The 26,016-nt window shown below is 64.6% G+C and carries 28 protein-coding genes; 14 read left to right on the top strand and 14 right to left on the bottom strand.

Going from position 1 to position 26,016, the window contains the following annotated elements; all coding sequences use genetic code 11:
• Positions 1–5: 5 nt before the first annotated feature.
• Genes AC07UC_RS28570 through AC07UC_RS28550 form a run of 5 tightly spaced genes read right to left on the bottom strand, consistent with a single transcriptional unit; the run spans position 6 to position 4,738 of the window.
• Positions 6–1,310, bottom strand: a complete 1,305-nt coding sequence (locus AC07UC_RS28570; RefSeq protein ID WP_494908173.1) for an NAD(P)/FAD-dependent oxidoreductase — start codon at positions 1,308–1,310, stop codon at positions 6–8.
• Positions 1,307–2,290, bottom strand: a complete 984-nt coding sequence (locus AC07UC_RS28565) for a branched-chain amino acid ABC transporter permease (RefSeq protein ID WP_181179614.1) — start codon at positions 2,288–2,290, stop codon at positions 1,307–1,309. The genes AC07UC_RS28570 and AC07UC_RS28565 overlap by 4 nt, the downstream gene beginning before the upstream one ends.
• Positions 2,287–3,195 (bottom strand): branched-chain amino acid ABC transporter permease, encoded by a 909-nt coding sequence (locus AC07UC_RS28560; protein WP_140769344.1) that lies wholly within the window; start codon positions 3,193–3,195, stop codon positions 2,287–2,289. Before AC07UC_RS28560 ends, AC07UC_RS28565 begins: the two co-directional genes overlap by 4 nt.
• Positions 3,192–3,941 (bottom strand): branched-chain amino acid ABC transporter ATP-binding protein, encoded by a 750-nt coding sequence (locus tag AC07UC_RS28555; RefSeq protein ID WP_494908172.1) that lies wholly within the window; start codon positions 3,939–3,941, stop codon positions 3,192–3,194. The genes AC07UC_RS28560 and AC07UC_RS28555 overlap by 4 nt, the downstream gene beginning before the upstream one ends.
• The gene (locus AC07UC_RS28550) at positions 3,938–4,738 is read right to left on the bottom strand and encodes an ABC transporter ATP-binding protein (protein ID WP_494908171.1); all 801 of its coding nucleotides are present in this window, start codon (positions 4,736–4,738) and stop codon (positions 3,938–3,940) included. Before AC07UC_RS28550 ends, AC07UC_RS28555 begins: the two co-directional genes overlap by 4 nt.
• Before the next feature lie 126 nt (positions 4,739–4,864).
• On the opposite strand from AC07UC_RS28550, the gene AC07UC_RS28545 reads away from it, so the two are divergent.
• The 7 genes from AC07UC_RS28545 (at position 4,865) to AC07UC_RS28515 (ending at position 10,835) form a co-directional block, all read left to right on the top strand.
• Positions 4,865–5,599, top strand: coding sequence for a GntR family transcriptional regulator (locus AC07UC_RS28545; protein WP_140769338.1), 735 nt, complete (start codon positions 4,865–4,867; stop codon positions 5,597–5,599).
• Positions 5,596–6,072 (top strand): DUF3830 family protein, encoded by a 477-nt coding sequence (locus AC07UC_RS28540; protein ID WP_494908170.1) that lies wholly within the window; start codon positions 5,596–5,598, stop codon positions 6,070–6,072. The genes AC07UC_RS28545 and AC07UC_RS28540 overlap by 4 nt, the downstream gene beginning before the upstream one ends.
• Position 6,073: 1 nt before the next feature.
• Complete coding sequence (locus tag AC07UC_RS28535; protein ID WP_056564617.1) at positions 6,074–6,427, top strand: TIGR04076 family protein; 354 nt, start codon at positions 6,074–6,076, stop codon at positions 6,425–6,427.
• The gene (locus AC07UC_RS28530; RefSeq protein WP_494908169.1) at positions 6,424–7,479 is read left to right on the top strand and encodes an aldo/keto reductase; all 1,056 of its coding nucleotides are present in this window, start codon (positions 6,424–6,426) and stop codon (positions 7,477–7,479) included. Before AC07UC_RS28535 ends, AC07UC_RS28530 begins: the two co-directional genes overlap by 4 nt.
• Positions 7,476–7,907 carry a DUF4440 domain-containing protein gene (locus AC07UC_RS28525; RefSeq protein ID WP_140769332.1) on the top strand — a complete coding sequence of 144 codons (432 nt, stop codon included), beginning with the start codon at positions 7,476–7,478 and terminating at the stop codon, positions 7,905–7,907. The genes AC07UC_RS28530 and AC07UC_RS28525 overlap by 4 nt, the downstream gene beginning before the upstream one ends.
• 49 nt (positions 7,908–7,956) lie before the next feature.
• Positions 7,957–9,216 (top strand): ABC transporter substrate-binding protein, encoded by a 1,260-nt coding sequence (locus tag AC07UC_RS28520; protein WP_202323516.1) that lies wholly within the window; start codon positions 7,957–7,959, stop codon positions 9,214–9,216.
• A 215-nt stretch (positions 9,217–9,431) separates the two neighbouring features.
• On the top strand, positions 9,432–10,835 hold the full coding sequence (locus AC07UC_RS28515) for an FAD-binding oxidoreductase (RefSeq protein WP_494908166.1): 1,404 nt from the start codon (positions 9,432–9,434) through the stop codon (positions 10,833–10,835).
• A gap of 15 nt (positions 10,836–10,850) precedes the next feature.
• Here the strand turns inward: AC07UC_RS28515 and AC07UC_RS28510 are convergent, their stop codons facing one another.
• The 8 genes from AC07UC_RS28510 to AC07UC_RS28475 all read right to left on the bottom strand — a co-directional run bounded on the left by AC07UC_RS28510 (position 10,851) and on the right by AC07UC_RS28475 (position 19,104).
• Positions 10,851–11,651: an ABC transporter permease gene (locus tag AC07UC_RS28510; protein WP_494908165.1), complete on the bottom strand. Its 801-nt coding sequence runs from the start codon at positions 11,649–11,651 to the stop codon at positions 10,851–10,853.
• Positions 11,648–12,514: an ABC transporter permease gene (locus AC07UC_RS28505; protein ID WP_494908164.1), complete on the bottom strand. Its 867-nt coding sequence runs from the start codon at positions 12,512–12,514 to the stop codon at positions 11,648–11,650. The genes AC07UC_RS28510 and AC07UC_RS28505 overlap by 4 nt, the downstream gene beginning before the upstream one ends.
• Positions 12,511–13,614 (bottom strand): ABC transporter ATP-binding protein, encoded by a 1,104-nt coding sequence (locus AC07UC_RS28500; protein ID WP_494908163.1) that lies wholly within the window; start codon positions 13,612–13,614, stop codon positions 12,511–12,513. Before AC07UC_RS28500 ends, AC07UC_RS28505 begins: the two co-directional genes overlap by 4 nt.
• Positions 13,615–13,690: 76 nt before the next feature.
• A complete protein-coding gene (locus AC07UC_RS28495; RefSeq protein WP_494908162.1) occupies positions 13,691–14,716 on the bottom strand; it encodes an ABC transporter substrate-binding protein in 1,026 nt (341 codons plus the stop codon).
• A 52-nt stretch (positions 14,717–14,768) separates the two neighbouring features.
• Positions 14,769–15,767: an AraD1 family protein gene (gene araD1 / locus AC07UC_RS28490; protein ID WP_494908160.1), complete on the bottom strand. Its 999-nt coding sequence runs from the start codon at positions 15,765–15,767 to the stop codon at positions 14,769–14,771.
• A 32-nt stretch (positions 15,768–15,799) separates the two neighbouring features.
• On the bottom strand, positions 15,800–16,579 hold the full coding sequence (locus AC07UC_RS28485; RefSeq protein WP_494908159.1) for an SDR family NAD(P)-dependent oxidoreductase: 780 nt from the start codon (positions 16,577–16,579) through the stop codon (positions 15,800–15,802).
• 9 nt (positions 16,580–16,588) lie between these two features.
• Positions 16,589–18,316 (bottom strand): IlvD/Edd family dehydratase, encoded by a 1,728-nt coding sequence (locus tag AC07UC_RS28480; protein ID WP_202323511.1) that lies wholly within the window; start codon positions 18,314–18,316, stop codon positions 16,589–16,591.
• Complete coding sequence (locus tag AC07UC_RS28475) at positions 18,313–19,104, bottom strand: FadR/GntR family transcriptional regulator (RefSeq protein ID WP_202323510.1); 792 nt, start codon at positions 19,102–19,104, stop codon at positions 18,313–18,315. The genes AC07UC_RS28480 and AC07UC_RS28475 overlap by 4 nt, the downstream gene beginning before the upstream one ends.
• Positions 19,105–19,165: 61 nt before the next feature.
• Between AC07UC_RS28475 and AC07UC_RS28470 the strand changes: the two genes are divergently transcribed.
• Positions 19,166–20,095 (top strand): aldose 1-epimerase, encoded by a 930-nt coding sequence (locus AC07UC_RS28470; RefSeq protein ID WP_494908157.1) that lies wholly within the window; start codon positions 19,166–19,168, stop codon positions 20,093–20,095.
• Between the two features lie 98 nt (positions 20,096–20,193).
• On the opposite strand, the gene pcaQ is transcribed toward AC07UC_RS28470, so the two are convergent.
• Positions 20,194–21,111, bottom strand: coding sequence for a pca operon transcription factor PcaQ (pcaQ, locus tag AC07UC_RS28465; protein ID WP_494908156.1), 918 nt, complete (start codon positions 21,109–21,111; stop codon positions 20,194–20,196).
• Positions 21,112–21,204: 93 nt separating this feature from the next.
• Here pcaQ and pcaD point away from each other — a divergent pair, with 93 nt between their 5' ends.
• From pcaD to pobA, 6 genes are read left to right on the top strand one after another with little or no spacing between them, the layout of a single operon-like run.
• Positions 21,205–22,014, top strand: a complete 810-nt coding sequence (pcaD, locus tag AC07UC_RS28460; RefSeq protein WP_494908155.1) for a 3-oxoadipate enol-lactonase — start codon at positions 21,205–21,207, stop codon at positions 22,012–22,014.
• Positions 22,007–22,414, top strand: coding sequence for a 4-carboxymuconolactone decarboxylase (pcaC, locus tag AC07UC_RS28455; RefSeq protein ID WP_140769307.1), 408 nt, complete (start codon positions 22,007–22,009; stop codon positions 22,412–22,414). The genes pcaD and pcaC overlap by 8 nt, the downstream gene beginning before the upstream one ends.
• Entirely contained in the window at positions 22,404–23,159 is a 756-nt protein-coding gene (pcaH, locus tag AC07UC_RS28450) for a protocatechuate 3,4-dioxygenase subunit beta (protein WP_494908154.1), read from the top strand. The genes pcaC and pcaH overlap by 11 nt, the downstream gene beginning before the upstream one ends.
• Positions 23,159–23,773 carry a protocatechuate 3,4-dioxygenase subunit alpha gene (gene pcaG / locus AC07UC_RS28445; protein WP_494908153.1) on the top strand — a complete coding sequence of 205 codons (615 nt, stop codon included), beginning with the start codon at positions 23,159–23,161 and terminating at the stop codon, positions 23,771–23,773. The genes pcaH and pcaG overlap by 1 nt, the downstream gene beginning before the upstream one ends.
• A gap of 12 nt (positions 23,774–23,785) precedes the next feature.
• Positions 23,786–24,838, top strand: a complete 1,053-nt coding sequence (locus AC07UC_RS28440) for a 3-carboxy-cis,cis-muconate cycloisomerase (protein ID WP_494908151.1) — start codon at positions 23,786–23,788, stop codon at positions 24,836–24,838.
• Complete coding sequence (gene pobA, locus AC07UC_RS28435; protein WP_494908150.1) at positions 24,838–26,010, top strand: 4-hydroxybenzoate 3-monooxygenase; 1,173 nt, start codon at positions 24,838–24,840, stop codon at positions 26,008–26,010. The genes AC07UC_RS28440 and pobA overlap by 1 nt, the downstream gene beginning before the upstream one ends.
• Positions 26,011–26,016: the final 6 nt, after the last annotated feature.

Genomic DNA, 26,016 nt, shown 5'->3' with positions numbered 1-26,016 from the left:
TCGCCTTATCCGGCCCCGTCCAGCCGGTCGCGCAGCATGCTCCAGCCAAGCAGCATGTTGGGCGCTTGCCGCAGCAAAGCATGAAAGGGGATCGGTGCCGGCGGCGCAAAGGGCAGCGGCAGATCACGCGCCTCGGTTCCGGAGGCCCAGTCGGCCAGCACCTTGCCCATCGCCGTCGTCATGGCAATGCCACGTCCGTTGCAGGCGCGACCGGCGATCAGCCCTGGTCCAAGATCCAGAAGGTGCGGCAGGAAATCCGGTTCCACGGCGGCCACTCCAGACCAGCCATAGGCAAGCGGCGGCAGGTCCGGCAAATCGAGATGTCGGGCGAGCCGCCGCCAGATCGCTCGCGGCACGCGCGTATCGGCGCCGGCGTTCAGAATATGCATGCCGCCGCTGATCAACCGGTTCTCGGCATCGAAGCGGAAGGTGAAGAGATTGCGCTTGGTGTCGCCGACGCCTTGCCCGCCGGGGAGCAGACGTATGCGCACATCGCGCGGCAGTGGCCCGGTTGCGATCTGGAAGACCTTCAGCGGAATATAGGTCCGTTGCAGCAACGGATCGAGCGGCCCGCCATAGGCGTTGGTGGCGACCAGCACCTTGCCGGCACGCACCGAGCCTGATGGCGTCTTCAGCGACCAGCCATCGGCCACGCGATCGATCGAGGTGACGCGCGTTCGTTCGAAGATCCTCGCGCCAGCGTTCTCGGCCGCATCGGCGAGCCCGCGCGCATAAGCAACCGGATTGAGCACGCCGCCCGATCGATCCATCCAGCCGCCGACATAGCCGCGCGCGCCCGTTAGCGCCCCAACGTCCTGCCGATCCAGGATAACGGCTGGTCGGCCGCGGCGTGCCCATTGCCCGGCGCGCGATTTGACCTTCTCGAAAGCTGCCGCTGAATGCGCCGGCTGGATCCAGCCGTTCTGCACGGCGTCGCAGTCGATCCCGTGTCGCCGGATCAGGTCGAAGACGAGGTCGGCGCTGCCGGCGGCAAAGTCGATCAGGCGTTCACCGCGCTCGGGGCCGAGATGCGCAAGGATGTTGTCCGGGTCCATCTTGGCGAAGTTGGGCACGATGAAGCCGGCATTCCGGCCGGTCGCGCCCCAGGCGATGATTTCGGCTTCGAGGACGGCGACGGAAAGCCCTTTCCCGGCGGCGTGCAATGCGGTCGAGAGGCCAGAAAAACCGCCGCCGACAATGGCAAGGTCCGCATCGATCTCGCCCTGTAATGGCGACCGCTGGCGGCGGTCGCGGCTGACAGCGTGCCAGAGCGAAATGCCCCGTGCCTCCTGCCGGGTCACGGCGTTCATGAGCCGGAACTGCCCTTTGTCGCGACCGCCTTCGCCCGCTTGTCCAGGCGTGGTCGCCGTGGCCTGTCGCCGAACAGCCCGTTCGGCCGGATCAGCAGGATGACGCAGAGCATGACGCCGATGGCGACGATCTGCAGTGAGGCGGCGCGCGCCTGCTGCTCGGGCGCAAACAGAACGCTGGTCAGCGTGCCCGATCCGGCCCATATCCCCCACACCAGGATGCTGCCGATGACGGCGCCGAGATTGCTGCCCGAGCCGCCGACGATCAGCATCACCCACACCTGGAAGGTCAGGATCGGCAGATAATTGTCCGGCGCGATGAAGCCGGTGAAATGCGCCTGCAACGCGCCTGCCAGCGCCATGATGGCGCCGCCGACGGCAAACGCCTGGACGCGGTAGAAGCGCGCGCTCTTGCCGAGCGAAATCGCCGCTCGCTCGTCCTCGCGCAGCGCCTTCAGCACGCGTCCCCACGGGCTGCGCGACAGATGCTCCAGTGCGAGATAGGCGATCAGCGTCACGACGCAGACGACGGCAAGGTTCGACAGGTTGAACAGCAGCGGCGTCTCGGCAAGGCCGCCGAAGGGGCGCGGGATGAAGCCGATGCCGAACGGCCCGCCGGTGAGCTTCTGCGCGTTGAGCGCGACCAGTTGCACGACGACGGCGACGCCGAATGTGGTGATCGCCAGATAGTCGGATCTGAGCCGCAATGTCGCCATGCCGGTGAGGGCAGCGGCGATGCCGCCGACAACCATGGCCCCCAGCCAGCCGACAAGGATCGGCAGTCCGAAGCCACCCAGCCGTGCCGCATCATCCGGTGTGGTCAGCAAGGCCGAGGTGTAGGCGCCGATGGCGACGAAGCCGGCAAGGCCGACATTGAACAGCCCGGTCAGCCCCCACTGCAGATTGAGCCCGAGCGTGACCAGCGAAAAGATCAGTGCGGTGGTCAGGAAGAAGGCGCCGTAACCGATGAGATCGATCATCTTTCCCGAACTCCGAAAAGGCCGATCGGCCGCACGAACAGCACCGCCATCAGGATGATGAAGGAGACGGCGGCGCGCCATTCGGCGCCGATCAACTGCACCGCTCCGGCTTCGGCGAGCCCGATGATCAGGCCGCCGAGCACGGCGCCCGGAATGCTGCCGATGCCGCCGAGGATGGCCGCGGCGAACATCGGCAGCAGCATGTCGAAGCCCATGAACGGGCGGATCTGCACCAGGATGCCGATCATCACGCCGGCGACGCAGGCCAGCGCCCCGCCAATGATCCAGGTGACGCGCACCACGCCGGCGACGTCGATGCCGACGATGCGGGCCAATGCTGGGTTCTGACTCAATGCCTGCATGGAGCGGCCGGTCTGCGTGCGCGTCATCAACAGATGCACGCCGAGCACGAGTATGGCGGTCAGCAGCAAGAGCGCGATCTGGTCGGGGGTGATGCGGATGCCGAAGCCGACCGGCATGGCGATCTGGATCGCGCGGCTGAAATAAGTCGGCCGCGAGGTGAAGGTGAATTCGAGCAGGCTTCTGAGCGCCATCGAGGCGCCGAAGCTCGCCATCACAACGATGATCGCCTGGCCTTGCGAGCGTAGCCGCGAAAACAACACCCTGTCGAGCAGCAGCGCCAGCAGCGCAGTGAAGGCCATGCCGACGACCAGCGCAACCAGGAGCGGCCAGCCGAAGGACAGCGGCGCGATGGGGGCTACCTTGCCGAAGGTCGCACCAATGGCGCTGACGACGGCCAGCGTCGCATATGTGCCCCAGGCCATGAAGTCGCCATGGGCGAAATTCGAGAAGCGCAGGATCGAATAGGTCAGCGTCACGCCGATGGCGCCAAGGCCGATCATCGAACCGGTCAGCAGTCCGTCGACCACAAATTGCAGGCTCATGCCGCGCCTCCCTTGCCGGCGTGAGAGGGCCGCTGGCCGAGATAGAGTTCGGCGACCACAGGATCGTTCCACAGTTCGGAAGCAACACCCTGGTGCCGGTCCTTGCCTTCGACCAGCACATAGGCGCGGTCGCCGATCGCAAGCGCTGCCTTGGCGTTCTGTTCGACCAAAAGGATGGTGACGCCGGACTTGCGGATGCCGGCCAGCATCTCGAACACCATCGAGACAAACTTGGGCGACAGGCCGGCCGACGGCTCGTCCAGCACCAGCACTTTGGGATGGACGATCAGCGCTCGGGCGACTGCAAGCATCTGGCGTTGTCCGCCCGAGAGATTGCCGGCGGTGGTGCGGCGCTGGCGGACGAGGTCGGGAAAGGCGGCATACATCTCGTCGATGCGGCCGGGGATTTCGCGCCTCTCGAGAATGCCGCAGGCAACCCTGAGATTGTCCTCGACCGACATCAGCGGAAAGATGTTTTCCGTCTGCGGCACAAAGGCAAGGCCAAGCCGCACCATGGTGTGGGCCGGCGCGGCGGTGATGTCCTTGCCGTCCAGGAACACCGTGCCGCCGGTGATCGGGACAAGGCCGGCGATCGCCTTGATGAAGCTCGACTTGCCGGCGCCATTGGGGCCGAGGACGACGACGATTTCGCTCTTGCGGACGGTGATCGAGGCGCCGCGCACGATCGGCACGCCAGGTTCGTAACCGGCTTCGAGGTCGCGCACGTCGAGGACGATCTCGCTCATGCGGTGCCCCCGAGATAGGCCTCGATGACACGCGGGTCGCGGGCGACTTCTTCCGCCGTGCCTTCGCTGAGCAACTGGCCGCTCGCCATGACCAGCACGCGGTGGCAAAGCCGCGTCACCATGTCGATGTTGTGTTCGATCAGCAGGAAGGTGATGCCGCGCGCGTTGATGTCGCGGATGCGGTCGATGATGACTTCCAGCAGCGTCGCGTTGACGCCGGCCGCCGGTTCGTCGAGCAGGATGATCGCCGGGTCGGCCATCATGACGCGGGCGAGTTCCAGCAGCTTGCGCTGGCCACCGGACAGCACACGCGCCGGCTCATGCGCGAGATGGGTGAGGGTGACGAGCTCCAAAAGGTCCAGCGCCTTTGCCCTGGCCGCTTCTTCCTGCGCCGCCACCCGCCACGGCGTGATGAAGTTGGCGAGCAGCCTTTCGCCGGCCTGGCCCTGCGCGGCCAGCATGATGTTTTCGATCAGTGTCAGATTGGGCAGCGGGCGCGGGATCTGGAAGGTGCGGCCAAGGCCACGGCCGATGCGCAGATGCGCGGCTTCGCCGGAGACGCGCACGCCGTTGATAAGGATGTCACCACTGGAAGGCAGAATACTGCCGGCAAGCAGGTCGAACATCGTTGTCTTGCCGGCGCCATTCGGTCCGATCAGGCCAAGGATCTCGCCCGCTTTGACGTCAAACGAAACATTGTTGACGGCGACAAGGCCGCCGAACCGTCTGACGACGTTGCTTGCTGTCAGAACCGACGCACGGGCCTCCTGCCCTTGGCGCTCCGCTGCCTCGCTCATCAACCCTCTGGCCGAAGACGGTCGTTGCCGCCCCCTGGTTTTTGATTTGTGATCACACTTGCGTTGATCACGCTATTCGGCTTTAATTTCGACCGCAAGCCGAAAACCGGCCGGGAATGGGATTCCATGCAAAAGGCTGCCATCGAAAAGAACAACGAGGCGATCGCTGCCCAGCTTGCTCCGGTCGGCCGCGAAACCGTGCAGGACCGTGTCTATTCGGAATTGCGCCGCGCCCTGATCGGCGGCCTGTTCGAACCGAGCCAGGTGCTGACCATCCGTGGGCTTGCCGATGCGCTGGTCACGTCGACCATGCCGGTGCGCGAGGCGCTTGGCCGGCTGATCACGGAGAAGGCACTCGAAGCGCTGCCCAACCGTTCGGTGCGTGTGCCGCCGATCACATTGGAACGGCTCGACGATCTCCTTCGGGCCCGCATCCTGATCGAGGGTGAGGCGATCGCGCTGGCCGCCGCACGCATGGGTTCGCGTCAGATCGCCACCATCGAGACCATTCTTGGCGAATGGGACGAGATGCGGGCGCTGAAACACAAGAAGGATGTCGATCGCGAAGTGACGCTTAACCAGAGCTTTCATTTCGAGATCTATCGCTGCTGCGGCTCGGCGGTGCTGATCCCGATGATCGAGAGCCTGTGGCTGCAATCGGGGCCATGCATCCGCGTCGCAATCTATGCATTCTCGGAGGCCGGCGAGGTCGACACCGCCCAATATCACCGCCGCATCGTCACGGCGCTGGCCACGCAGGATGCACAGGCAGCGCGCGAGTCGCTGGTCGCCGACATCAGCCGGCCTTTCACCTTCCTGCGCAGCAAGCTGCAATCGGCCGCCTCGAAAGATCAGACATGACCGCCATCAGAATAACCGAGCCACGCTCGAAGCTTGGCGTCACGGCGCTGATGTTGCCCGAAAAGGCGCCGGAAAACGCTGCCTTCCTCAAGGCATATCTCGACACGCCGCGTGTCGTTCCGGGCATCCACGCCATGTGGACGGGACCGGAAATTTCCTGCCCGGTTCCCGCTGCCGATATAGAGGGGCAAGCCAGGCCATTGCCGGCGGAAAACGCGACGCTGACGCCGCAGCCCGGCGATATCGTGCTGTCCTATGTGCCGCCGCGCATGTGGGGCGGCAATCCCAACGCCATCTTCGACATCGGTCTGTTCTATGGGCAGGGCGCGCGGCTTCTGTTCCCGATCGGCTGGCTGGCCGGCAGCGTGGTGGCGAAAGTGCGCGCCGAAGAGCGCGACCAGTTCGCCGCCGCATGCGGGCTGATCCGCCGCAACGGCACCTGCGACATCACCTTCAGCCTGGTGGAGGCCTGACATGGCCGACGACGGTTTCGAACTCTTCGACCTTCGCGTCGAGGCGGTCATCCCCGAGGGCAAGCCGATCTATTGCGGCGCCAAGGCCGGAGACTATTTCGAACTCAAGGGCGAGATGCTGTCGATGCCGGCGGGGCAGGGTTTCTCGATCTACTCGCTTGCCGCCGTGCTTCCGCTGCTGGCGGCAAAGCAGCGGCCAACCCATCCAAATGACTGGATGACCTCGGACGCCGAGATCGCCTGTCCCGATCCCAATTGCGCCAGCCGGCTGCGGATCGTCAGGACCGGCAAACGGCGGTTCAGCCATGCCGAGACCACGGCCGTACCGCTGCCGAAGGAGAATGAGCAGACATGACCGCCAAGACCTTCGAACTCGGCCCAGGCTACACGATCTCCCGCGTCATTCGCGGCGGCTGGCAACTGGCTGGTGGGCACGGGGCCATCGACCGCAGCCAGGCGGTGACCGACCTGATAGCCACCTTCGACGCCGGCATCTGGACCTATGACTGCGCCGACATCTACACCGGCGTCGAGGAACTGATCGGCGCCGCCCGCTTGCGGCTGGCCAGCGAACGCGGCCTCGATGTCGCGGCCAGGATGAAGGTACACACCAAGCTGGTGCCCGACCTCGAAAGGCTGGCCGGCATCAGCCGGGATTACATCAGGGGTATCGTCGACCAGTCGCTGCGGCGGCTGAAGACCGAGCGTCTCGATCTCGTGCAGTTTCACTGGTGGGACTATGACCAGCCTCGTTATGTCGATGCGATGGGCTGGCTCGACGAGCTTCGCCGGGAGGGCAAGGTGCGCAATCTCGGCACCACCAATTTCGACACGCCACGGCTCGCCGAAATTCTCGCCGCCGGCATTCCGCTGGTCAGCCAGCAACTGCAATATTCCGTGCTTGACCAGCGGCCCGCTCACCGCCTCGCCGCGCTTGCGAAGACAAACGGCGTCCACTTCCTTTGCTACGGCTCGGTGGCGGGTGGCTTTCTCAGCGACAAGTGGCTCGGCGTTGCCGAACCCGCCACGCCGCTCGAAAACCGCTCGCTGGTCAAATACAAGCTGATCATCGACGACTTCGGCGGCTGGGACCTGTTCCAGCAACTGCTCCAGGCGTTGAAGGCCGTCGGGGATCGCCACGGTGTCGACATCGCCACCATCGCCAGCGCCTGGGTGCTGGGGCAGCCGCAAGTCGCCGCGGTTATCGTCGGCGCCCGTAACCAGGCGCATGCCTTGGCTAACGCGGGCATCATGGATGTCGCGCTCGATGTCGATGACCGGGCCAAGATCGCGGCCGTGATCGCGCAAGGCCGAGGCCCCCTGGGCGACGTCTACACGCTGGAGCGTGACCGCCACGGCCGCCACGGCTCGATCATGCACTACAATCTCAACGCAGGCCGCACATGAGCGCCACCAACGCGACGCTGTTTTCGCAGGCCAGCGCCGAGGTCGTCGGCCTGCATCGCTTCTTCGTCGACTGGTTCGTCGCCGCGCGCGCTGACACCGTGGATTTCACGCGCTTCGAGCGTGCCATGGGCGACGGCTTCAGCATGGTCGCGCCGGACGGCAACGTGCTTGATCGCGCTGCTGTCGTCGATCATGTCCGCTCCAGCCGCGCCACGTGCGATGACGGCTTCGCCATTTCGATCGAGGACATCCGGCCCGGTTGGCAGGATGCGGACACGATTGTCGTCTTCTACGTCGAGGCGCAATTGCGTGGCGGCAAGCACAGCCGCCGCCAGTCGAGCGCCGTCTTCACCACCAGTTCATCGGCGCCCAACGGTGTCGAATGGCGGCATCTGCATGAAACCTGGCTGCAGGTGCCGGAACGCTGAAGAGGCTCCAGAGATCAAATTATTGCCTGACAACTCAAGGGGAACAACAATGAGAAAGACGATACTCCAACTCACCACCGCGCTCGCTCTCGTCACAATCGCGGGTGCCGCGCAGGCCGCCGATTGCAAGATCACCGTCGGCCTCGTCATGGAGTTGACCGGCCCGGCCGGCGAATACGGCCAGGCCGGTGCCAAGTCGGTCGAAATGGCCTTCCGCGACATCAACGAAGCCGGCGGTGTCCGCGGCTGCGACCTCGCGACCGATACGCGCGATAGCCAGAGCCAGGGCAATATCGCGGTCGACGCCGCAACCCAGCTGGTTCAAGTCAAGAAAGTGCCGGTCATCATCGGCGGTATCATCTCCTCGGTGTCGATCCCGATCCTGACCTCGGTCACCGCACCGGCCAAGATCGTCCAGGTTTCGCCGGCATCCTCTTCGCCGACGCTGACCGCGCTCGGCCGCGACGGCAAGACCAACGGCATCTTCTTCCGCACCATCACCTCGGATGCGCTGCAGGGCGTCGCCGCCGCCAAATACGCCATCGACAAGGGTTTCAAGAAGCTGTCGATCATCCACGTCAACAACGACTTCGGCGTCAACATGGTGGCCGAATTCTCGCGCGCCTACAAAGCGCTCGGCGGCACCATCGTCTCCGACACGCCCTACAACGAGAAGCAGTCGAGCTATGCCTCGGAAGTGACGGCGGCGATGGCCGGCGAGCCGGACGGGCTCTATCTCGTCAGCACGCCGGTCGACGGCGCAACCGTAGCCCGCACCTGGATTTCGCAGGGCGGCGTGCAGAAATTCCTGCTCAATGACGGCATGAACAGCCCTGATTTCATCGAGTCTGTCGGCGCGGACTATCTGAAGGACGCCTATGGCACGTCGTCGGGAACCAGCCCGACCGCATCGACCGAATATTTCACCAAGAACTACAAGGCATTCTCCGGCATCGAGCCGTCGAATCCGGCGGCCGACCGCTCCTATGATGCCGGCGCCATCGTCGGGCTGGCCATCGCCATTGCCGGCTCCGAGGATCCGGCAAAGATCAAGGATGCCATGTACAAGGCGGTCGACCCGGCCGGCACGCCGATCTTTGCCGGCAAGGAGGAGTTCGCCAAGGCGCTCGGCCTGATCAAGGACGGCAAACCGATCCGCTACGAAGGCGTCATCGGCCCGGTCGCCTTCGACAAATATGGCGACATCACCGGCCCGTTCCGGCTGTGGAAGATCGTCGACGGCAAGGTGACGACCGATGGCGAAATGACCACCGACGACGTCAACGCGCTGCAGGCGAAGCTCCAGTAAGCTGAAACACTGCTTCCGGCATCAATCGCATCTTGTCGCGACTTGATGCCGGCATCGCCTGGGGGCAGGCCGATATCGCTTGCACGGCAAGCGATCAAGAATAGGATCGGCTGGCGGTAATTGAAGGATGGCGAGCGTGTCGGATCGAAGACTCATCGGGCCGTGCGATCAATGGATGCAGACGCTGCGCTTCGCCACGCAAGCGCCTGATCCCGATGTCGCCTGAAACGGAACGACTTCTCTCCGCGCTCGGCGATCGGCTGGGCGAGGGCGGCGTGCTTGCCGGCTCCGATGTCGAACAACGCTATCGCGACGATCCAGACGGCAAGCTTGGCGTGCTGCCCGAAGTGGTGCTGCGTCCGCGCGACACCGTCGGTGTCGCGGCGGCACTCGCCGGGTGCAACGCTCTCGGCCAGCCGGTGGTCGTCCAGGGCGGACGCACCGGGCTGGCCGGCGGCACGCGTGTCCAGCCGGGCGAGATCGTGCTGTCGCTGGAACGCATGAGCGGCCTCGCCGCGCCGGACGCTCAAGCCGCCACCATCATCGCCGAAGCCGGTGCCACGCTGCAGGCGGTGCAGGAGGCGGCCGATGGTGCCGGGCTCATGTTCGGCGTCGATATCGGCGCGCGCGGTTCGGCCACGGTCGGCGGCAACATCGCCACCAATGCCGGCGGCATCCGTGTGCTGCGCTACGGCATGTACCGCGCGCAGGTGCTGGGGCTGGAGGCCGTGCTTGCCGACGGCAGCGTGCTGTCCTCGTTGAAGGGGCTGCCCAAGGACAATTCCGGCTACGACCTCGGCCAGCTCTTCATCGGCGCGGAAGGGACGCTCGGCGTCGTCACACGCGCCGCGCTCAGGCTGCACCCGAAGCCGGCCTCCGAGGTGAACGCCTTCTGCGCGCTCGCTTCGCTCGATGCGGCGATCGCCCTGCTTGGGCTGCTGCGGCAAAAGCTCGGCCCTTTATTGTCCGCCTATGAGGTCAACTTCGCGCCGCTCTATGACGTCATGGTTGGCAGCATGGCGATGTCGGCGCCGTTGCCGGCCGGCTCACCGGTCTATGTGCTGGCCGAGATCCAGGGCAGCGAGCCCGAACGCGACAGCGAGCGCTTCGCCGAAGTGCTGATGCAGGCGGTCGAGGACGGCGTGGTCGACGATGTCGTGGTCTCTCAGTCGCCGCGCGAATTCCGGGCGCTATGGGACGTGCGGGAGGACGCCAATCGCGTCCTGTTTTCGATCAGAGGCCTGATCGGCGTCGACATCAGCATCCCGCTGGCACGGATGGGGGCGTTCCTGCAAGAAGCTGAGACCGCGATCCGCGCCTTTGACCCCAACGCCGACATCTATGTCTTCGGCCATCTAGGTGATGGCAATCTGCATTATCAGGTGCGCACTGTCGATCCGGCGGCGGCCTACGGCATCGTCTATTGCGGCGTGGCGGTGGCGGGCGGTGGCGTTTCGGCCGAGCACGGCATCGGCCTAGACAAGAAGCAGTGGCTGCATCTGGTTCGCAGCGACACCGAGATCGCCACGATGCGGCGGCTGAAGATGGCGCTCGATCCGAAGAACATTCTAAACCGGGGGCGTGTCTTCGATCTCGATCCGACGGACTTCGCACGATGATGCGTGTTCGATAACTCAGGTCCGTTCCGTCGCCATCTGCCTGGGGATCAGGAAGCGGGCGGCGAGCACGCAGAGCAGCACGGTGAACATCAGGATCAGCGCCACCAGCGCATTGATGTCGGGTGAGAAGCCTAGCCGCATCATTGCCCACAGCCTGACCGGCAGCGTGCTTTGCGTACCGGTGACCAGGATGGTGATCATTGTCTCGTCGAAGGATAGCGCGAAGGCCAGGATGGCGCCGCCGACCATCGCGCTCGACAGGTTCGGCAGGATGATGCGCCAGAAGGTCTGCCAACCGGTGGCGCCGAGGTCGTAGGACGCTTCGACCAGCGTGCGGCTCATCGACTGCAGGCGCATCAGCACGGTGCGGTAGACGATCGCCAGCACGAAGACCGTATGGCCGATGACGACCGTCAGCAGCGAGCGCTCGAGGCCGATCTCGCGGAAGAAGATCAGCAGCGCCAGGCCGCTGATGATCGGCGGCATCAGGAAGGGCATGAAGATAATGAACTGCAGGACCGAGCGTCCCGAACGGCGGCCGTGATAGTACAGCGCCAGCAGCGTTCCGCTGACCACCGAGAGGATGACGGTACAGACGCCGACGATCAACGTGGTGCGCAGGGCAGCCAGGATGTCGTCGTTCCCGGCCAGCGCCCGATAGGTCGAGAGGGTGGGCGACGACCAGTCGACATCGCCATGCGAGATGGTGAAGAAAGACGACACGATCGGCACGAACAGCGGGCTGTAGAGCAATACCGCGACCAGCGTTGTGATCGCGGCCAGGAAGATGGTGGAGGGCCGGGGCAGGGCGCTCATATCGACGTCCCCCGGTTGCGTCCGAACCGTTCGCCCATGAGGATGGCGCAGATCACCACGATTGCCAGCGCCACCGACAGTGCCGCGCCGAACGGCCAGTTATAGGCCGTGCCGAACTGGCTGTAGAGGATGCGCCCGAATGTGAAGCCGCTGATCCCGCCGACCATCTGCGGCGTCAGGAAGTCGCCGATCGCCAGCACGAAGACGAAGCTCGCCGCCGAGGCGACGCCGGGCAGGCTGAGCGGCAAGGTGATGCGCAGGAAGGTCTGCAGGCCGCTCGCGCCGAGATCGTCGGAAGCGCGCAGCAAGGTCTGGGGAATACGCTCCAGCGACAGGAAGATCGGCAGGATGGCGAAGGGTATCAAAAGCAGGCTCAGCGTCAGCAGGATGGCGTTCATGTTGAAAACGAAAAGCGTCGACGGCTGCTGCAATATGCCGAGCGCCACCAGCGCCTTGTTGAGGAAGCCGTTGAGGCCGAGGATGCTGCGGATCGCGTAGATCTTGATGACGTAGCTCATCAGCAGCGGCACCAGCAGCAGCATCAGCAGGGCGTAGCGCCACCGTCCTTTCAGCGTCGTAAGGAAATAGGCGGCGGGATAGGCGAGCAGGATGCAGATGACAGCCACCGACAAGCACAGCACGATGGTGTTCCAGAACACCGGCAGGAAGATCGGGTCGGTGAAGAACCTGACATAATTGCCGAGCGTCGGCGCGTAGACGATCGTGCCCTGGTCGACGCTGAAGAAGCTGTAGACCAGGAAGATCGCCAGCGGCACGAGCACGAAGATGACAGGCAAGGCGAAGGCCAGCACCGTCACCAGCAGCGACAAACGCCTTTCCGGGGTCGAGGCGGTCGCGCTCATGCCAGCACCAGATGGCCTTCATGCGGCGCAAAGCAGAGCGAGACCGTTTCGCCGGATTTCAGCGCGCTGCCGCCGATCCGGCTCGGCAGGCGCAGCCGTAGGCGTTGCGCGGCATTGTCGGCACCCGAGGTGATCGTGGCGACGGTTGACGAGCCGGCAAAGGCCAGGTCCGCGATGGTGCCGGAAAAGCGGTTGCCACTGTCCTTGGCGTCGGCAAGATGCAAGGCTTCGGGACGGAACGCCGCGAAGGCGGCGGCGCCATCTGGCGCGGCTTGCAAATGCGGCTGACCGCTGATCGAACAGACAAGGCGCCCAAGCGCGGTCTCGATCGATCGCAGGTCGCCCTGGACGGGACCGAGTTTCCCCGCCACCAGATTGTTCTCGCCGAAGAAGCGCGCCACGAACTCGCAATTCGGCTTGTAGTAGAGGTCGTGCGGCGTGCCGAGCTGGCGGATATGCCCCGCCTGCATGACGCAGATCCGGTCGGCCATGCCGATCGCCTCCTCCTGGTCATGGGTGACGAACAGGAAGGTGGTCTTGATCTCGCGCTGGATGGATTTCAGGAACTCCTGCATCTGCCGGCGCAATTCGAGGTCGAGTGCCGCGAGCGGCTCGTCGAGCAGGATCAGGCGCGGCTGGCAGATCAGCGCGCGGGCGAGGGCGACGCGCTGGCGCTGGCCCCCGGAAAGCTGTGCCGGGAAGCGATCGGAGAAACGCCCGAGCTGCACCAGTTCCAGTGCCTCCGCGACACGGCGCGCGATCTCCTTGCGTTGGACATGGCGCACCGAAAGGCCGTAGCCGACATTGCCGGAAACCGTCATGTGCGGGAACAGCGCATAATCCTGGAACACGGTGTTGAACGGCCGCTTGTTGATCGGCATGCGGCTGATGTCCTGGCCGTCGAGGCGGATCTCGCCCGACGTCAGAGGCTCCAGCCCGCCGATCAGCCGCAGGACTGTCGTCTTGCCCGAACCCGAAGGCCCGAGCACGGTCAGGAACTCACCGTCCTTGATCGACAGGTCGATGTCGTGCAGCACGGGAACCGTGCCGTAGGATTTCGAGACGGACCTCAGCGTCAGCAGGTCGGTGTTCTGGTTCATGATATGGTCTCGCATACGCTGCGGCGGTCCGGAACGCCCGGACCGCCGGGTCCTTCGAAATCAGGCGCGGAAAGGATCAGGGCGTCGCCTTGACCTCGTTCCACAGATCCGAGCGCTTGAGCGGGTCCTCGACATTGTTGAGCCAGACCAGCTTGTCGTTGCTGCCGGCGCTGCTCGACTCGACCACGGTGTTGCCGAAGCCGGTGCGCTCGGAAAGCTCGCCGCTGACCTTCTTCGTCAGCATGAAGTCGATCCACTTCTCGGCCGCCGCATTGTCGCGGACGCCCTTGGAGATCACCCAGTTGTCCAGCCAGGCCAGCGCGCCCTCGCTTGGATTGATGTAGGCGACGTGGGCGCCGATCTTCTGCAGTGCCTTGACCTGCTGCTGGCCGTAGTTGGCCCAGATCAGGGCAACGTCATTGTTCTGGTAGATCTGCTGCGCCTCGTCGGCGGTGGTGTAGAAGCTCAGCACATTGCGCTTGAGCTCGACCAGCTTGGCCTTGACCGCCGCCATCTGCTCCTCATTGAGGTTGAACGGATCCTTGTAGCCGAGCGTCAGTGCGGTGAACGAGAAATTGTGTTCGCCATTGTCATAGGCCAGGATCTTGCCCTTGTAGGCCGGATCCCAGAGCACCGACATCGAAGTCGGCGCCGGCTTGACCTTGTCGGTGTCGTAGATCAGTCCGATGGAATCGAAGCAGAAGGGAATGCCGTAGACCTTGCCGTCCTTGGTGTCGCCGCTGACCTGCGACAGATCACGGAAGCGCGGCAGCACTTCTTTCTGGTTGGGCAGCTTGGTGATGTCGATCGGCGACACCAGATCGGCCTTGATGTAGCGCTGCAGCTGGGCGGTGTTGACGGCGAAGACATCGAAATCCTGCCCTTCGCTGCCCTTGATCTTGGCCCAGATCTCGTCGTCGCTGCCGATGAAGACGACATCGACACCGATGCCGGTGGCGGCCGTGAAGTCCTTCACCCAGTCCGGGTCGGCGTAGCCGTCCCAGGCCAGAACCCGCAGGTTCGCGGCCAGTGCGGCCGATGTCATCAGGCCGATGCCGAGCCCGATTGTCGCCAGTTTTAGAAACGCTTTCTTCAGTCCCATTTTTAATCTCCCATTGTCGTTCTGGTGGACCGTAGTTGTCGGACTTTTGCCGTCACAGCTGGGTGACGGTGACCAGCCCCTCGTCCGGCACCGACACCATTCGGTTGCGGAGCGGCTTGCCGAATGTCTGTGCCTGGATTTCGTACTCGTCGCCGGAGGCCGTCTTGACGCCGGAGGCGTAGCTCATCACCGCCGCCCCGAAGAAATAGGCGTGCAGGTCGCCCGGCCTGCGGTGCATCGGGTAGCGGAAATGGAAATGTTCGAGGTTGGCGATCGAGTGCGACATGTGCGCCTCGCCCGACAGGAATTCCTGCTCCCAGATGACGGTGCCGTCGCGCAGGATGCGGGAATAGCCGCGCACTTCGTTCGGCAACTCGCCGATCAGCAGTTCGGGGCCGATCGAGCAGGAGCGCAGCTTGGAATGCGCGAGGTAGAGATAGTTCTCGCCCTCCGTCACGTGGTCGGAATATTCGTTTCCGAGCGCATAGCCGATGCGATGGGGATGGCCGTCCGGACCATTCAGGTAAAGCCCGACAATCTCGGCTTCCTCTGCTCCGGCTTTCGCGAATGCCGGCATCGGCAGCGGTGCGCCAGGCGGCACAATGCAGGTGCCGACCCCCTTGAAGAACCACTCGGGCTGGATGCCGATCTTGCCGGCGCCGGGCTTGCCGCCCTCCAACCCCATGCGGAAGATTTTCAAGGAATCGGATTCCTCGGCGCCTTCGCCATGGGTCAGAACATGCATCTGGTTGCGCGCGGCGGCACTTCCGGTATGGGTCAGGCCGGTGCCGGTGACCAGAAACCGCGCCGGCTCCGGGTGGTCCAGCGGGGCGAGCACGCGGCCATCGCGCAACAGCTCGTCATAGTCGATTGTCGCGGCGCCCGTCCGCTTTTCGACCAGCGAGGCGATGGACGCACCCTCGGCGATCGCCGCTTCGGCGAGGTCCAGCACGCTGGCGGTCTTTTCGAGCGGATGCAGGTGATTGCCGTCATCGGAGACACGACCGACCCGCCTGCTGCCATCCGGCATTCTGAACTGAACAAGACGCATGAAATACCCTTCTTCCCTTGGAGCCGTGCGGGTTACACCCAACCCGCATCGACGATGAACTGCTGGCTCGTGCACATGCGGCTGTCGTCGGCGGCGAGGAACAGCGCCATGCGCGCGATATCGGAGGGCTGCAGCCGATCCGGCAGGCACTGCCTTTCCGCGATCTGGCGCTCGCCGGCCGGGTTCAGCCACAGCCGCATCTGGCGCTCGGTCATGACCCAGCCAGGCACCATGCAGTTGACGCGGATGCGCTCGGGGCCGAGTTCACGGGCCAGCGCCCGCGTCATGCCGTAGACAGCGGCTTTGGCGGTGACATAGGCCGGGCAATCGGGATCGCCGACCATCCAGGTGATGGAACCGAAATTGATGATCGAGCCGCCGCCCTGCGCACTCATCTGCGGGCGCACCGCCTGCGCCGCGAAGAACTGGTGGCGCAGATTGACCGCCATGCGGTCGTCCCAATAGGCGACCGTGACGTCCTTGGTCTGATGCCGGTCGTCATTGCCGGCATTGTTGCAAAGCGCCTGGATCGGGCCATTGTGCCGCGCTGCCTGCGTGGTGGCCGCCTGCAGCTCTTCGACATTGCGCAGGTCGCACGGAATGAACAGCGGCGCGCTATGTCCTTCGGCCGCGATCGCATCGACGAGCCGCCGGGACGGTTCCTCGGCCAGATCGACGAAAGCCACACGGCTGCCTTGCGCGCAGAAATGGCGCACCAGGCTTTCACCGATGCCGCTGCCGCCGCCGGTGATGAAGACGCTGCGGCCCTTGAGGCTTGGATAGGTCGCGTAGCTGCCGATTGGATCCGTCATCGCGCGCCTCTAGTGGGAATGCCGGGGGATGCCGGCATCGCGCCGGCCGACGAGAAAGTCGAAATCGCAGCCCTTGTCGGCCTGCAGAACGCGCTCGACATAGAGGCTCTGGTAACCGCCTTCGGGCGGCGCCGGGGGCTTCCAGTCGCGGCGGCGGATCGCCAGTTCCTCGTCCGATACCAGCAATTCCAGACGGCGGCCGGCAACGTCGAGCTCGATGAGATCGCCGTCGCGCACCAGTGCCAGCGCGCCACCTGCCGCCGCTTCAGGCGCCACATGCAGCACGACGGTGCCGTAGGCCGTGCCGCTCATGCGTGCGTCCGAAATGCGCACCATGTCGGAGACGCCCTGCTTGAGCAGCTTGGCCGGCAGCGGCATGTTGCCGACCTCGGCCATGCCGGGATAGCCGCGCGGTCCGCAGTTCTTCAGCACCATCACCGAAGAGGCGTCGATATCCAGTTCCGGATCGTCGATGCGGGCGTAGTAGTGCTCGATGTTCTCGAAGACGACGGCCTTGCCGCGATGCTGCATCAGCTCGGGCGTCGCCGCGGACGGCTTGATGACCGCCCCGTTGGGCGCCAGATTGCCGCGCAGGATCGAGATGCCGCCCTGTTCGGTCAGCGGCTCGCTCAGCGGACGGATGACCTCGCGGTTGTAGTTGGGCGCGCCGTCGATCAATTCACCGATCGTCTTGTCGCTGACGGTCATGACGTCGCGATGAAGAAGCCCCACTTCATCAAGCGACGCCATGACCGCAGCTAGCCCCCCGGCATAGTAGAAGTCTTCCATCAGGAATCGGCCCGACGGCATCAGATCGACAATCGTCGGAACGTCGCGGCCAAGACGGTCCCAGTCCTCGAGGCTGAGATCGACACCAACCCGGTTGGCGATGGCGATCAGGTGCAGCACCGCATTGGTCGAACCGCCGATCGCGCCATTGACGCGGATGGCATTCTCGAACGCTTGCCTGGTGAGGATCTGCGCTATCGTCACGTCGCGGCGAACAAGCTCAACGATCTGGCGTCCGGCCAGTTGGGCAAGCACGCCGCGGCGCGAATCCACCGCCGGAATCGCGGCATTGTCCGGCATGCCGATGCCGAGTGCTTCCACCATGCTGGCCATGGTCGAGGCCGTGCCCATCGTCATGCAGCTGCCCGCCGACCGGCTCTGGCCTTGCTCGGCGGCGAGGAAGTCGGCGACCGGCATGCGGCCGGCCTTGACCTCCTCGGCGAATTTCCACACATGCGTGCCGGAGCCGATGTCTTGTCCGCGGAACTTGCCGTTGAGCATAGGCCCGCCGGAGACGGTGATGGTCGGCAGGTTGCATGAGGCAGCCCCCATCAGCAGCGCCGGCGTGGTCTTGTCGCAACCGACCAGCAGGATCACGCCGTCGATGGGATTGCCGCGAATGGATTCCTCGACGTCCATGCTTACTAGATTGCGAAACAGCATGGCGGTCGGGCGCATGTTGCTCTCGCCCAGCGACATCACCGGAAACTCCAGCGGCAGCCCCCCGGCCTCATAGACGCCGCGCTTGACGTGATCGGCCAAGGCGCGCAGATGCGCGTTGCACGGGGTCAATTCCGACCAGGTGTTGCAGATGCCGATCACCGGGCGGCCGTCGAAGGCGTCTGCCGGGATGCCTTGGTTCTTCATCCAGCTGCGGTGCATGAAGGCGTTCTTGCCTTCACCGCCGAACCAGGCTTCGGACCGCAGTTTGCGTTTGGTGTCGGTCACGATTGCTGGCCCCGATCGTTGCGGCGTTTGTTGCGGTTCTCGACGCTGCGGCGCACATCGTCCTCGGCATTGTCGATGAGCACCAGCAACGCTTTCTGCGCACCGAGCGCGTCGCCGGCGGCGATCTTCTCGGCGACCTCGCGATGCAGCGGCAAGGAATGGCGCTGTCCATCCGGATTGTCGTTGGAGAGGCGAAAGCTCATCACCAACGCGGTTTCGACCAGTGCGGCCAGCGAGCCGATCAGCTCATTGCCGGTCATGCGCAGGATGGTCTGATGGAACACCAGATCGGGCTTGGCGAAGCGGTCGCCATCGTCGCTCAACGCTTCCATTTCGGCGAGTGCGGCCTGGATCTCGGCGATCTGCGCCGGGTTGGCGCGCTGGGCGGCGAGTGCGGCCGACATCGGCTCGATGGCGCGGCGCAATTCGAACAGCGCGCGCACATCGTCGGTGCTGATGCCGCCGGCATAGCGCCATGACAGCACATCGGGGTCGAGGAAATTCCAGTCGGAGCGGGGACGCACGCGTGTGCCGGTCTTCGGCCGCGATTCGACCAGTCCCTTGCCGGCCAGCACCTTGATCGCCTCGCGCAATACCGTGCGGCTGACGCCCAGCATCTCGCTGGAATCGTCCGCATTGGGCAGGGCCTCGCCAGGCAGGAAGTCGCCCTGGACGATGCGCAAACCGATCTGCTCGACGACGGTCGCGTGCAGCGCGGTGGAGCCGCTGGAAACCGCGACGGCAACCCGTGACGTACGCGCCGTGCTGAAAGATTTCTTATTCTTCATACTATTCATATGATATGTCTTATAGCCATGGCGATCAGAGTCAAGGGATGGGGGAGTGCCGATGACAAAGAATTCCGCTGCCGTTGCCGCGCAGCACACCGAACTGGTCTCGATCAGTGACGGCATCGCGACTGTCGACATTGCTCCTGCTGCCGGCGGCGCCGTGGCGTCGTATCGGTGGTGGCAAGATGGCTTTGTCGTGGATTGGCTACGCCCGGCGGATCCGCTGGCGATCAGCCGTCGCGATGCAGGCGCCATGGCCTGCTTCCCGCTCGTCCCCTATTCCAATCGCATAAGGGGCGGCCGTTTCGAATTCGCGGGTCGCACGGTCCAACTGCCTAGTCGGCCGGAGGACCCGCACCATGAGCACGGTCATGGCTGGCGCCACCCTTGGACGGTCGTGAGGCACGAAGCCAGCACGATTGTCCTGCGCTATCGCCACGCCGCCGATTCCTGGCCATGGAGCTATGAAGCCGAGCAGGAGATCACGCTGGCTGACGGTGCGCTTTGCATGACCATTGCCGTGCGCAACCTGTCGGACGCGCCGATGCCGGCTGGCTTCGGCCTCCATCCCTATTTCCCGTCGACACGTTGGACGCATGTCCAGGCGTGGGTGTGCGGCATGTGGGAAACCGACGCGGAGATCCTGCCTGTCCGTCACGTCCCGCCGCCGGCGGGGGCCGATCCGTCGATTGGCTTTGATGTATCGGAGGTGGAGTTCGACACGGTTTTCACCGGATGGACGCGCCGTGCCCGGATCTCCTGGCCGGAGCATGGGCGGCAATTGGACATGGAGGCCGAGGCACCGCTCGATTTCCTCGTCCTCTATACGCCGCCGGGTAAGCCGTTCTTTTGCGCCGAGCCGGTCAGCAACATCACCGATGCCTTCAACCGCGTGAACGACGAGGACAACAGCACCGGCTGCATGATGCTGGCATCTGGGCAGACGAGATCCGCCAGCGTTCGCTTCACGCCGTCACTGGCTGTCTGACCTTGCCGCCGGCGACAAGCTTGGCTGCCTTGCAGCGAGCCCGGCACGACATGGCCGCGCGGATGCCGCATCGGTCGATGCATGAACGCGCCGACGGGTCAGGCGCCCGGCCTTGCGGCTTCGCGAATGGTCTGCAGCAGCATCGTGAAGGCGAGCGAGGGCGCGGTATCGGTGCGCATCGTCAGGCCGACCGGCCCCTTGGTTTCCGCAGTGTCGACCGGCAAGGCGACGAAGGCACGGCTCGCGAGCTCGTTGGCGACCACGCCGGCCGAGATGATCCACACCGCATTGCTCTGCCGCATGAAGGAACGCCCGAAGGAATCCGAGACCGTCTCGATCTCGGTTGCCGGCGCGGTCATGCCATTGGTGATGAAGAGGCGATCGACAAAGGGACGGATGACGGATTCCCGGGTCGGCATCAGCACCGGGAATTCGTCGAGCCTGGCGAAGATATCCGCTCCCGGTTCCAGCAGTGGATGCCCGGCCCGCACGACGAACAGCACCTGTTCCGAGTAGAGGTGCTCGAAGAAGAAACCGGTCATGTTTTCGGGCGCCGCCAGCCGACCGACGACGAGATCGAGCGCGCCGGTGCGCAACTGCTCGAGCAGCACGGCGTTCTCGCCGGTGACGATCTTGATCGCAGCCCCGGTGTTCTCCTTGAGGAACAGGCTCATGGCTTGTGGCATGACCTTCGCTGAAACCGTCGGCAGCGCGCCGATGCGGATCGGGTGGCGATTGATGGTGCCGTCCTGGCGAACGGAATCGATGCCGCGTTTCAACGCCGATATCGCCGAGCCGGCATGGTCCAGGAAGATTTCGCCAAGCCTGGTGACCCGGATGCCGCGCCCGTCGCGCTCGACCACGGCGATGCCGAGCGCCTCTTCCAGTTCACGCAGGGTCTTGGTCACCGCCGGCGCGCTGACATGCAGGAGGTCGGCGGCGCGGGCCACGCTGCCCTGCCGGGCGACCTCCAGGAATGCTTGCAGGTGACGGAACCGGATGCGGCTGCCGGGCATGAATTTGATAACCCCTGAGTTAATGAAACGGCGCAAAATATCATTTTACCGAACCAAATGCGGCGTGCAATGTGGAGATGGAGGATCGAAATCGTGCCATTCGTCACTGTTGGCGGCATCACGCTGCACCACCGATATGTCGAGGCGGACGGCAAGACGCCCCCGGTTGTGTTCATCAATTCGCTCGGCACCGATCTGCGGATCTGGGATGAGGTCGTTGCGCTTCTGGCCGGCGAGATGCCGCTGCTCGTCTATGACAAGCGCGGCCACGGCCTCTCCGACATCGGCACCGGCGTCCACTCGATGAACGACCATGTCGACGATCTGAACGCCCTCATCGACCACTTCGGTTTCAACAAGGTCGTGCTGTTTGGCCTGTCGGTCGGCGGCATGGTGGCGCAGGGACTGCATATCCGCCGTCCTGAAAGCATCGAGGGCCTGATCCTCAGCGACACCGCCCACAAGATCGGTACCGCCGAAAGCTGGAACAGCCGCATTGCGGTCGTGGAGCGCTACGGCATCGAGGCGATCGCCGATGGCGTGATGAAAGTGTGGTTCACGCCGGATTTCCATGTCGGGCGCCCCGCCGACCTTGCCGGTTGCCGCAACATGCTGACCAGGCAGGCGCTGCCAGGCTATATCGGGACATGCAAGGCTGTCCGCGACGCCGATTTCACCGAGAGCGCGCGCCGCATCGCTGTACCGACGCTCTGCGTTGTCGGCGACCAGGACGGCTCGACGCCCCCCGATCTTGTCCGCTCTCTGGCGGATCTGATCCCCGGCGCACGTTTCGAAATCATCCGTAGCGCCGGGCACATTCCGTGCATCGAGCAGCCGCAGGCGCTGGTCGCGCTGATCCGCGGTTTTGTCGCATCGCTTGCCCCTGGAGAAACCCATGGATGAAGTCCCCGGCAACACGGCAAGATATCGGACAGGCCTTGCCGTCCGACGGTCGGTGCTCGGCGACCGCCACGTCGATCGGGCCGAGGTCGCGGCCACCGATTTCGACCGGCCGTTTCAGGAACTGATCACCGAGGCCGCCTGGGGGACGGTGTGGGCGCGGCCGGGCTTCACCAGGCGCGAGCGTTCGATCGTCACGCTGGCGCTGCTGGCCGCGCTCGGCCATGATGAGGAAGTGGCCATGCATGTGCGCGCCACCGCCAACACCGGTGCCACGCGCGACGACATCTGCGAGGCGTTCCTGCATGTCGCCATCTATGCCGGTGTGCCGGCTGCCAACCGTGCCTTCAAGATCGCCAAGGACGTGTTTTCGGAGATGGACGGAGCCAACAATGCCCGCTGAGTCCGGCTCGAACCGGAGGCCCGAGACCGGCGCCTTCTTCCAGCGCGACCGGACATGGCACCCGCCGGCGCTGACGCCGGGCTACAAGAGTTCGGTGCTGCGGTCGCCGCAGAAGGCGCTTTTGTCCTTCGACAACACGCTGTCGGAAATAGCGGGACCTGTCTTCGGCCACGCCATGCTGGGCGAGTTCGACAACGACCTGATCCATAATTTCGCCAGGCCGGGCGAGAGCGCCATCGGCGAGCGCATCATCGTCCATGGGCGCGTGCTTGACGAACGCGGCGTTGGTGTGCGTGGCGTGCTGCTGGAATTCTGGCAGGCCAATGCCGGCGGCCGCTACCGCCACAAGAGGGATGGCTACCTGGCGCCGCTCGATCCGAATTTCGGCGGCTGCGGCCGCACCATTTCAGGCGAGGATGGTGGCTATGCCTTCCGCACCGTCAAGCCCGGGCCCTATCCCTGGCCGAACGGCCCCAATGACTGGCGCCCGGCGCATATCCATTTTTCGGTTTTTGGCCATGGCTTTGCGCAGCGGCTGATCACGCAGATGTATTTCGAGGGCGACCCGCTGATCTGGAAATGCCCGATCGTTCGCGGCATCGCCGACAAGGCGGCTATCGAGGCGCTGACGGCCGTCCTCGACACGCAGGCGACGATCCCGATGGATGCGCTCGCCTACAAGTTCGATATCGTGCTGCGCGGGCGCCGCTCGTCGCTGTTCGAAAACCGGCTGGAGGGCAATTGATGACCCAGTCGCTCGACAGCCTGAAGGAGAGCCCTTCGCAGACAGCCGGACCCTACGTCCATATCGGGCTGACGCCGAATTTCTGCGACATCGGTGGCGTCTATGCGACCGATCTCGGCGCGACCATGGTCAACGACAAGACAAAAGGCGAGCGCATCGGCCTGCGCATCCGGGTGCTTGACGGCACCGGGACGCCGCTCAAGGACGCTTTGATCGAGATCTGGCAGGCGGACGCGGACGGGCTCTACAATTCGCCGGCCGAATTGCGCGGTGCCGCCGATCCGAACTTCTTCGGCTGGGGCCGTTGTCCGACCGACATGGACACCGGCGTCTGCGCATTCGAGACGATCAAGCCCGGCCGCGTGCCGTTCCGCGATGGCCGCCTGATGGCACCGCACATCACGCTGTGGATCGTCGCGCGCGGCATCAATCTCGGTCTGCACACAAGGCTGTATTTCTCCGATGAGGAAGAAGCCAATGCCGGCGATCCGATCCTGGCGCGTATCGAGCACCGCGTCCGCGTGCCGACGCTGATCGCCGAGCGCCAGGGCGACACCTACGTCTTCGATGTCCATCTCCAGGGGGAGAAGGAAACGGTCTTCTTCGACAGCTAGGAGATCCGCGATATGACCATATCGCCCTTCGACCATCCATTGCTTTCCGCCTTTCTCGGCGACGAGGAGGCGGCGAGGCATTTCTCTGTCGAGGCGGAAATAGAGGCGATGCTGGCGTTCGAGAGCGCGCTGGCGGAAGCGGAAGCCGAAAACAGGGTCATAACCAACGACGCGGCGGCAGCCATCCTGTCGGTGCTGGCCTCGTTCCGGCCGGACACGACCTTGCTGCGCGCCGCTGCCGCCAGGGACGGCGTCATCGTGCCGGAGTTGGTGCGCCAGCTGAGAGAGACGGTTGGCGAGCCGCATGGCGACAAGGTGCATTTCGGTGCCACAAGCCAGGATGTCATCGACACTGGCTTGGTGCTTCGACTGAAATCCGTCGTCGACCATCTCAGCCTGCTCCTGACCGAGACCGTTTTGCGCCTCACGTCGCTCGAGGAGCGCTTTGGGGGCAGGGCGCTGACCGGCATGACCCGCATGCAGCCCGCGATCCCTATTCAAGTAGCTGATCGCGTGAACGCCTGGCGCGGGCCGCTGCAGCGGCACCGGGAAAGATTGTCTGAACAGTCGAGACGTTTGCTGGTCGTGCAGTTCGGCGGCGCCGCCGGCACGCTGGAAAAGCTTGGCGAGAAGGGGCCGGCAGTGCGCGCGGCGCTTGCCGCAAAACTCGGCCTTGGCGATGCGCCGCAATGGCACAGCCAGCGCGACGCGCTCGCTGATTTCGCCGGCTGGCTGTCGCTACTGACCGGCAGCCTCGGCAAGTTCGGCCAGGACATCGCCCTGATGGCGCAGGGCGGCGCTGACATCGCGCTTTCCGGCGGTGGCGGCTCGTCGGCCATGCCGCACAAGCAGAACCCAGTGAAGGCCGAAGCGTTGGTGGCGCTGGCCCGCTTCAACGCCACCCAGCTTTCCGGCATGCATCAGGCTCTGGTGCATGAGCAGGAACGTTCGGGCGCGGCATGGACGCTGGAATGGCTGCTGCTGCCGCAGATGGTGGTCGCAACCGCGGCATCGCTGCGCCTTGCCGCCGAACTCGCCGCACGGATCGAAAGTCTCGGCCACTGATGCGCACGCAGGTCGTCATCGTCGGCTCGGGACCCTCCGGCCTGCTGCTTGGACAACTTCTGGCCGGCATCGGTGTCGAGACCGTCATCCTGGAACGCTCGAGCCGCGACCATGTGCTTGGCCGCGTGCGGGCAGGGGTGCTCGAACAGGGCACGGTCGATCTGCTTGGGGAGGCCGGTGCTGCCGCAAGGCTGCATTCCGAAGGCTTGCCGCATTCCGGCATCTCGCTCGCCTTTGACGGGCGACTGCACCGCATCGATCTCGCCGAACTCACCGGTGGCAGGCATGTCACGGTCTACGGCCAGACCGAAGTGACGCATGATTTGATGGACAGGCGCGACGCGGCCGGCCTGGTCACCGTCTACGAGGCGTCGGATGTGGCGCTACATGATTTCGGCGGTGCCGCACCATTCGTCACCTACGACAAGGACGGCATTACGCATCGCATGGATTGCGACTTCATTGCCGGCTGCGATGGCTATCGTGGCGTCAGCCGCGGATCGGTGCCGGAGCGGGCGCTGAAAACGTTCGAGCGGCAATATCCGTTCGGCTGGCTCGGCGTGCTGGCCGAAGTGCCGCCGGCAGATCGCGAACTGGTCTACGCCAATCACGAGCGGGGCTTTGCACTGTGCTCGATGCGCTCGACGCATCGCAGCCGCTACTATGTGCAGTGCCCCGAGGGTGACCGTGTCGAAGCCTGGTCGGACGATCGCTTTTGGGACGAGCTGCGCCGCCGCTTGCCGGAACAGACGGCCGCCAGCGTCACCACCGGGCCTTCCTTCGAAAAGTCGATCGCGCCGCTGCGCTCTTTCGTTGCCGAGCCAATGCGCTTCGGCCGGCTGTTCCTGGTCGGCGATGCTGCTCACATCGTGCCGCCGACCGGTGCCAAGGGCCTTAACCTCGCCGCCAGCGACGTGCGCTATCTCTTCGACGGGTTTCGGGACTTCTATCAAGGAAAGTCCGAAGCGGGTCTCGATGTCTATTCCGCCAAGGCGTTGGCGCGGGTCTGGAAGGCGGTGCGCTTTTCCTGGTGGATGACGACCATGCTGCACCGCTTTCCCGATACCGGCGACTTCGGCCAGCGCATCCAGGAGGCGGAACTCGACTACCTCGTGCACTCGCGTGCCGCGTCGACCGCGCTCGCCGAGAACTATGTCGGCCTGCCCTATTGAGGATAG

Source organism: Mesorhizobium sp. GW821-FHT04C10, assembly GCF_059420305.1.
Note: the sequence above shows the minus strand (reverse complement) of the source record. Positions and strands in the feature narration are given on the sequence as shown.